Source organism: Hyphobacterium sp. SN044 (genome assembly GCF_021864465.1).
Classification (GTDB): Bacteria; Pseudomonadota; Alphaproteobacteria; order Caulobacterales; family Maricaulaceae; genus Hyphobacterium.
Genome location: NZ_JAKKUV010000001.1, coordinates 557,359 through 563,467 on the forward strand (window position 1 = coordinate 557,359; position 6,109 = coordinate 563,467).

A 6,109-nucleotide genomic window follows, 5' to 3' on the forward strand; every position below is an offset into this window, starting at 1 on the left:
CGTGCGCCTCAGGAAATCGCGAACAGGGCTTCGCCGTATTCCACCGGCTGGGCGTCGGTGACGAAGAGGTGGGTCAGCTTGCCGGACCGCGGCGCGGTGATCGGGTTGAACGTCTTCATCGCCTCGATCAGCAGGATCGTGTCGCCTTCCTTCACCGTGTCGCCGGCCTTGGCAAAGGCATCGGCTTCCGGATTCGGGCGCAGATAGACGGTGCCGACCATGGGCGAGGGCACACTGCCCGGAATGTCGCCGCCTTCCGGCGCCTGGGCCGGATCGGACGGTTGCGAGGCTGGAATGGACGGTGCGGCAGCCGGCGCAGCGGTCATGGGGGCCGGAGCGGCAACGTGCTGCACCATCGGCGCGGCCTGGACCGTGCGCGCGACGCGCAGGCGCAGATCGCCCTTTTCGACCTCGATCTCGGTCAGTTCGGTCTCGCGCAGGATTTCGGCCAATTCGCGCACCAGCTTCGCATTCAGCGGTGAACCGGCTTTCGATGACGTGGTCATGTCCCTTGCGCCCCTTTCTGTCAGAAGCTCTTGGCGGAATCTCGTTATCAGCCTGTCTAGACCAGACTGGCGGCACTCTCTAGCGCCAGTTCATATCCGCGTGCACCCAGTCCGGCGATGGTCTGCGTTGCTGCCATGCCCACATAGGAAACATGGCGGAAGCTTTCGCGTTTCGCCGGGTCGCTCAGATGCACCTCGATCACCGGGATCGTTAGCGCCTTCAGCGCATCGTGCAGCGCGATCGAGGTGTGCGTATACCCCGCGGCATTGAGGATCAGCGCCGAGGCCGAATCCATCGCTTCCTGGACCCAGTCGATCAGCACGCCCTCGTGATTGGTCTGCCGGAAGTCGATCGTCACGCCGAGCGTGATCGCCTTGGCCTCGCACAGCGATTCCAGATTCTTCAGCGTCTGCGTGCCGTAGATGTGCGGTTCGCGGCGGCCGAGCAGGTTCAGATTCGGACCGTTGAGGATGAAGACCGGCTTTTTCACTTGGCCTTACGGGCTGTTTCGCGGGCGGGCGTTGTACGACGGCGCCATCGGGAGTGACAAGCGCCGACCGTTTGACCGACGGCGAATTCGCGTGAAACGAGCGCGGAACGATGAGATATTGTGCGCTCCAAGCGGGGGCAGCCATGTTCAAGCGCATCGGCCTGTGGACCTTCTTTTTGAGCATTCTGTTCGGCGCGTCACCGATCCTCATCGCCCTCTCGGCAGGCTGGATCGGTGCGGCTGCGGACTGCACCGTCAACGAGGCAGGCGCCAATGTCTGTATGGTCGGGGGCGTCGATATCGGCGAAACCCTGGCCTACATGTTCGTTATGGGCTGGTTCGGCTTCTACACCATTCCTCTTGGTGTGCTCGGCGCGTTGGGCGGTGTCCTTCTGTTCATCATCGGCCTGTTCGCCGACGGAAAGCGCACGACACAGACCTGACAACCGTCGCGTCCGCCGTGCGGTCATGAAGGTTGCGCTTTCGCGCGGCTCGCGCCATCTCTCCAGCCATGATCCAGATTGAGCTCAATGGCGAGGCCCGCGCGATTTCACCGGGTTCGACCGTGACCGGCCTTTTGGCCGAACTTGGCCTCGACACGCGGAAGGTTGCGGTTGAACGCAATCTCGAAATCGTGCCGAAATCGCTCTATGCAGAGACCACCCTTTCCGAGGGCGACCGGATCGAGATCGTCCATTTCGTCGGCGGGGGCTAATCGCCGCCGCCACTGCCATCGCCCCCGTCTCCGCTGTCATCGTGAACATGCTTCGATGACGTGTCGGCGCTGCCGCCTCCCGGATCGGCCCGGCCTTTGGTGCGGCTGATCACGACGGCGAGCGCGGTGCAGACCAGGCCGCCAATGAAGAGCGGGAGGCTATCGTCCAGCGGCACCCCTTCGACAGTCCGCCATACGGCATAGCCGATATTCGCGGCCGCCACTGCGAGCAGAATGGCCATGACGGGCTTGTTCATCTAAGTCTCTCCCCCCAGAACACCCTGAAAAGAACACCCGGAAAAGTACACCCGAATACGGATGGAATGATGACCGCCAACACCGCCGAAGACAAACCCCTCGTCGTCGCCGGCCGCGAACTGAAATCGCGCCTCATCATCGGCACCGGCAAGTATCAAAGCTACGAGCAGAATGCCCGCGCGCTCGAAGCCTCCGGCGCGGAGATGATCACCGTGGCGCTGCGCCGCGTGAACCTGTCCGATCCCGACAAGCCGCGCCTCGTCGATTTCATCGATCCGGAAAAATACGTCTTCCTGCCCAATACGGCGGGCTGTTTCACCGGCGAGGACGCCGTGCGCACGCTACGACTGGCGCGCGAGGCGGGCGGCTGGAATCTCGTGAAACTTGAAGTCCTGTCCGACCCGAAACACCTCTATCCCGATGTGGAAGAGACGCTGCGCGCGGCAAAGATGCTGATCGCCGACGGCTTCGACGTGATGGTCTATTGCAGCGATGATCCGGTCTATGCCCGCAAGCTGGAAGACGCCGGGTGCTGTGCCATCATGCCCCTGGGCGCGCCGATCGGCTCGGGCCTGGGGATCCAGAACCCGGTCAATATCCGCCTGATCGTGGAGCAGACCTCGGTCCCGGTCATCGTCGATGCCGGCGTCGGCACGGCGTCGGACGCGGCTGTGGCGATGGAGCTCGGCTGCGACGGCGTTCTGATGAACACCGCCATCGCCGAGGCGAAGGACCCGATCCGCATGGCCACCGCGATGAAGCATGCCGTCATCGCCGGCCGGGAAGCCTATCTCGCCGGCCGCATGGCGAAGAAGAAATACGCTGATCCCTCCAGCCCGCTGAGCGGGTTGATCTAGGAATTGCGTTACGCCTGCGGATGCGACGCTTTCCCTCCCCTTGAGGGGGAGGGCAAACAGCTGCGGTCGCTCCCCGCCTATGCCAAACGCTTCAACAGTAAAGATGACGCCTGCCGGACGGCGAAGCCGGTCCGGGATCCATCACGGGACTCCGGTCTTCGTCTTCCCCGCGGATGCGGGGACCCCGAAACCGGGGAGTGGCGACTTTCGGCCTTTGCCATGTTCCCCAAATGTTCTAGCCTCCTGCAACGAGGGAGAGAGACATGGACCAGCGCATATCGCTTATCACACTCGCCGTCGCCGATCCGGAGCGGTCGAAGGATTTTTACGAGGCGCTCGGCTGGAAAGCCGGCTTCGTCAGCCGCGACATCGCCTTCTTCCAGCTCAACGGCATCGTGCTGGGCCTGTACCGCCGCACCGCCTTCGAGGCCGAGACCGGCCGCACCCTGTCGGGCGGGGACGGGGTGGCGCTGGCGATCAATTTCGCGGCGCGCGACGCGGTGGATGCCGTGCTCGACGAGGCGGTGAGGGCGGGCGGCGAGGTCATGCGCCCGGCCGCCGACACCGAATGGGGCGGCTATTCGGGCTATTTCGCCGACCCGGACGGCCACGCCTGGGAGGTCGCCCACAATCCGCACTGGAATATCGACAATGACGGGAATGTGTGGATGCCGGACGCATAGGCGTCATTCCGGCATTTTCCCCTCGCCCCCATTTGGGGGAGAGGGGCCAGGGGTGAGGGGGCGCACGCAGTCTTCGACTACGGAGCAGAACCCCTCATCCGCCCTGACGGGCACCTTCTCCCCTTCAAAAAGGGGAGAAGGGAAAGACCCTATCCCTCCAGCGCGGCTTCCAGCGCCGTGTTGAGGGCTTCCATGTTGGCGCCCGGGATCGGCGTGCCGTCGACGATGAAGAAGGGCGTGCCGTCCGCGCCGAGCATGCGGCCGAGCCGGTAGACGTCTTCCAGATGCGCCTCGATCGCCGGGTCTTCCATGTCTTCGCGCATCTGCGCGACATTAATGCCGGCCGCCGCCGCGAAGCTGTCGATCCGGTCGGACGGCAGCGGGCCGGAGGCCTGGATCATTGTGGTGTGGAAGTCGAAATAGAGCTCCTCGCCCTGACGCAGCGCAGCGAGCGCGGCGCGGGCCGCTTCGCGCGATTCCTCGCCGAGGATCGGGTATTCCTTGAACACGAAACGGACGCGGTCGCCATGCTGTTCGCGGATCGTGTCGACCCAGCGGTTGGCGATCCGGCAATAGCCGCACTTGTAGTCCATGAACTCGACCACGACGATCTCGGCATCTTCCGGACCGATCGAGGGGTCGCGCGGGTCATTGTAGATCGCGTCGGCATTGCGCTCGATCGAGGCGACATAGGCTTCGAGTTCGCGCGCGCGGGCCCGGCGTTGCAGCTCGATCAGCGCCTCTTCGATGATTTCGGGATTCTCGAGAATGTAGTCGCGGGCGAGATCGCGAATCTCCGCGCGCTCGGCCTCTGTGAACTCGCTGTCGTCGGACTGGCGGGCATCGGCTCCGTCCTGGCTGCAGGCCGCAAGGGCCAGGGCGCTGGCCAGCGCCGCGAATACGCGCTTCATCATCAATCCCCTCGGATACACTCGTGTTCAGGCGGGTTTACGGGATTGCGCCGGGAAAGGCGAGACTCTATCGCCGCCTAGCGTCCTTGCTGCTGGCGCTGACGTTCCTGCTGGCGGCGCTGGCGCTGCATCTCGCGGATTTCCTCGTCCGTGGGCTGCGACACCGCGATCAGTTCCGCGGCGCGGAAACGGGCGGTCGTGCCCGGCTCCAGCTCCTGCATCGCCCGCTGCGCGAACTGGAAGGCCCGCATCCTGTTGCCCGTGTAGTAGGACTGCTCCGCCACCGCCAGCTGGGCGAGGGCGGTGTCGCCCATGCGCTCGTGGATCAGCGAGAGATTGTACCAGGCGAAGGCGTTGCCCGGCTCGATATCGAGCGCGACGCGCAGATGATCCCGTGCCGCTTCGAGATACTGGTCGTCGTCCGCCGCGATCATCGCCATGGCGAGGTTGATCCGCAATAGCGGCGCGGTCGGCATCAGGTCGACCGAGGTCTGGTGATAGGGGATCGCCTCGTCGGCATGCCCGCTCTCGAACAGCATCTGGCCGTAAAGCTCGTAGAAATAGGGATTTTCCGGTTCTTCCGCGATCAGGCTCTCGATCTCGCCGCGCGCCCGGTCGAGCCGCGCGTCCTGGTAATAGGCCACGGCGCGGGCATAGCGGGCGGGCAGGGAGGTGTCGCTTTCGGGATAGCGCGCGAACACCTGCCCGGGCGGCGCCATGAAGCCGAAAATCTTGGCCTGGATGCGCTCCAGCTCGGCCTGTTCCTCCGGCGTCGGCAGGACGTCGGAATAGGGGCTTTCGTCCACGCCGTGACGCAGGGCCGTGATCCGCTCAGAGGACAGCGGGTGGGTCAGGAAATAGCGGAAGCGCCGTGCCGGGGTGAAGACTTCCTGGTATCGGAAGCGCTCGAAGAACTCGACAAGGCCTTCGCCCGACTGGCCGGTCGCCGTCAGATACTGCAGCGCGGCCTGGTCGGCGGCCGATTCCTGCGCCCGCGTATGCGTGTAGAAATTCAGCGCGCCGAATTGCGGGCCCGAAGCGATCAGCGCACTCGCGGCGCCGCCTTCGCCGGCCATCGCCGCGATCAGTCCGAGACCGATCGACACGAACATCGGCACCATCGCGCCGCGCCCGGCCTCGCTCATCCGCACCAGGTGCGCACCGGCGATATGACCGACCTCGTGCGCCAGTACGCCCTTCAGCTGCAGCGGATTTTCCGCCTCCATGATCGTGCCGGTGTTGACGAAGATGTTCTGCCCGCCGGTCACGAAGGCATTAATTTCCGGATCGCCGATCAGGTACATGTCGACGTCATTGGGATCGAGCCCGGCAACCACCAGGAACGGATCGGTGTATTCGCGCAGCACGACCTCGATCTCCGTATCGCGGAGAAGGGTCTGTGCTGCGGCCGTGGCCGGCAGGGCAAGGGAAAGGGCTGCGGCGCTGATGGCGGCTATGAGGGCGCGCATGAAATCTCCGTTCAGTCAGCCCCCGCTGAACGCACAGATTAGCAAGTCAGTTCGCGCTGACAACGGTGAAGACAGCGGCGGCGCGAACGGATGTCCGTCCGCGCCGCTCCGCGTTGTCAGTTGAACAGCTTCGCGCCGCGCTGCCACCAGCCGCGCTTCTTCGGCGCGTTCTCGGCCTCTTCCAGCGCTTCGGGGGCATTCGTATCGGCGGTTTCGGCC

9 protein-coding genes are annotated in these 6,109 nt (G+C 64.6%); 4 read left to right on the forward strand and 5 right to left on the reverse strand.

From position 1 onward, the window contains the following. Window positions 1-8: 8 nt before the first annotated feature. Together accB and aroQ are read right to left on the reverse strand one after the other, a co-directional pair. The gene (gene accB / locus L5876_RS02835; RefSeq protein WP_236954569.1) at window positions 9-506 is read right to left on the reverse strand and encodes an acetyl-CoA carboxylase biotin carboxyl carrier protein; all 498 of its coding nucleotides are present in this window, start codon (window positions 504-506) and stop codon (window positions 9-11) included. A gap of 56 nt (window positions 507-562) precedes the next feature. Then, window positions 563-997, reverse strand: a complete 435-nt coding sequence (aroQ, locus tag L5876_RS02840; RefSeq protein WP_236954570.1) for a type II 3-dehydroquinate dehydratase — start codon at window positions 995-997, stop codon at window positions 563-565. 143 nt (window positions 998-1,140) lie between these two features. Between aroQ and L5876_RS02845 the strand changes: the two genes are divergently transcribed. Together L5876_RS02845 and thiS are read left to right on the forward strand one after the other, a co-directional pair. Beyond that, window positions 1,141-1,440 (forward strand): hypothetical protein, encoded by a 300-nt coding sequence (locus L5876_RS02845; protein ID WP_236954571.1) that lies wholly within the window; start codon window positions 1,141-1,143, stop codon window positions 1,438-1,440. A gap of 71 nt (window positions 1,441-1,511) precedes the next feature. Further along, window positions 1,512-1,712 (forward strand): sulfur carrier protein ThiS, encoded by a 201-nt coding sequence (thiS, locus tag L5876_RS02850; protein WP_336886683.1) that lies wholly within the window; start codon window positions 1,512-1,514, stop codon window positions 1,710-1,712. On the opposite strand, the gene L5876_RS02855 is transcribed toward thiS, so the two are convergent. Then, window positions 1,709-1,969 (reverse strand): hypothetical protein, encoded by a 261-nt coding sequence (locus L5876_RS02855; protein ID WP_236954573.1) that lies wholly within the window; start codon window positions 1,967-1,969, stop codon window positions 1,709-1,711. The two genes, thiS and L5876_RS02855, sit on opposite strands and share 4 nt — an antisense overlap. A 69-nt stretch (window positions 1,970-2,038) precedes the next feature. Between L5876_RS02855 and L5876_RS02860 the strand changes: the two genes are divergently transcribed. Both L5876_RS02860 and L5876_RS02865 read left to right on the forward strand, forming a co-directional pair. After that, window positions 2,039-2,827, forward strand: a complete 789-nt coding sequence (locus L5876_RS02860; RefSeq protein WP_236954574.1) for a thiazole synthase — start codon at window positions 2,039-2,041, stop codon at window positions 2,825-2,827. A 263-nt stretch (window positions 2,828-3,090) separates the two neighbouring features. Next, window positions 3,091-3,510: a VOC family protein gene (locus L5876_RS02865; RefSeq protein WP_236954575.1), complete on the forward strand. Its 420-nt coding sequence runs from the start codon at window positions 3,091-3,093 to the stop codon at window positions 3,508-3,510. A 149-nt stretch (window positions 3,511-3,659) separates the two neighbouring features. On the opposite strand, the gene L5876_RS02870 is transcribed toward L5876_RS02865, so the two are convergent. Beyond that, on the reverse strand, window positions 3,660-4,424 hold the full coding sequence (locus L5876_RS02870) for a thioredoxin domain-containing protein (protein ID WP_236954576.1): 765 nt from the start codon (window positions 4,422-4,424) through the stop codon (window positions 3,660-3,662). A 74-nt stretch (window positions 4,425-4,498) separates the two neighbouring features. After that, entirely contained in the window at window positions 4,499-5,890 is a 1,392-nt protein-coding gene (locus tag L5876_RS02875; RefSeq protein WP_236954577.1) for a M48 family metalloprotease, read from the reverse strand. Window positions 5,891-6,109: the final 219 nt, after the last annotated feature.

Bases quoted from the DNA above. Each gene is read 5' to 3' on its own strand.
- L5876_RS02870 (WP_236954576.1), bottom strand. From the start codon at position 4,424: ATGATGAAGCGCGTATTCGCGGCGCTGGCCAGCGCCCTGGCCCTTGCG.
- L5876_RS02860 (WP_236954574.1), top strand. From the start codon at position 2,039: ATGACCGCCAACACCGCCGAAGACAAACCCCTCGTCGTCGCCGGCCGC.
- L5876_RS02865 (WP_236954575.1), top strand. From the start codon at position 3,091: ATGGACCAGCGCATATCGCTTATCACACTCGCCGTCGCCGATCCGGAG.
- L5876_RS02855 (WP_236954573.1), bottom strand. From the start codon at position 1,969: ATGAACAAGCCCGTCATGGCCATTCTGCTCGCAGTGGCGGCCGCGAAT.
- L5876_RS02875 (WP_236954577.1), bottom strand. From the start codon at position 5,890: ATGCGCGCCCTCATAGCCGCCATCAGCGCCGCAGCCCTTTCCCTTGCC.
- L5876_RS02845 (WP_236954571.1), top strand. From the start codon at position 1,141: ATGTTCAAGCGCATCGGCCTGTGGACCTTCTTTTTGAGCATTCTGTTC.
- accB (WP_236954569.1), bottom strand. From the start codon at position 506: ATGACCACGTCATCGAAAGCCGGTTCACCGCTGAATGCGAAGCTGGTG.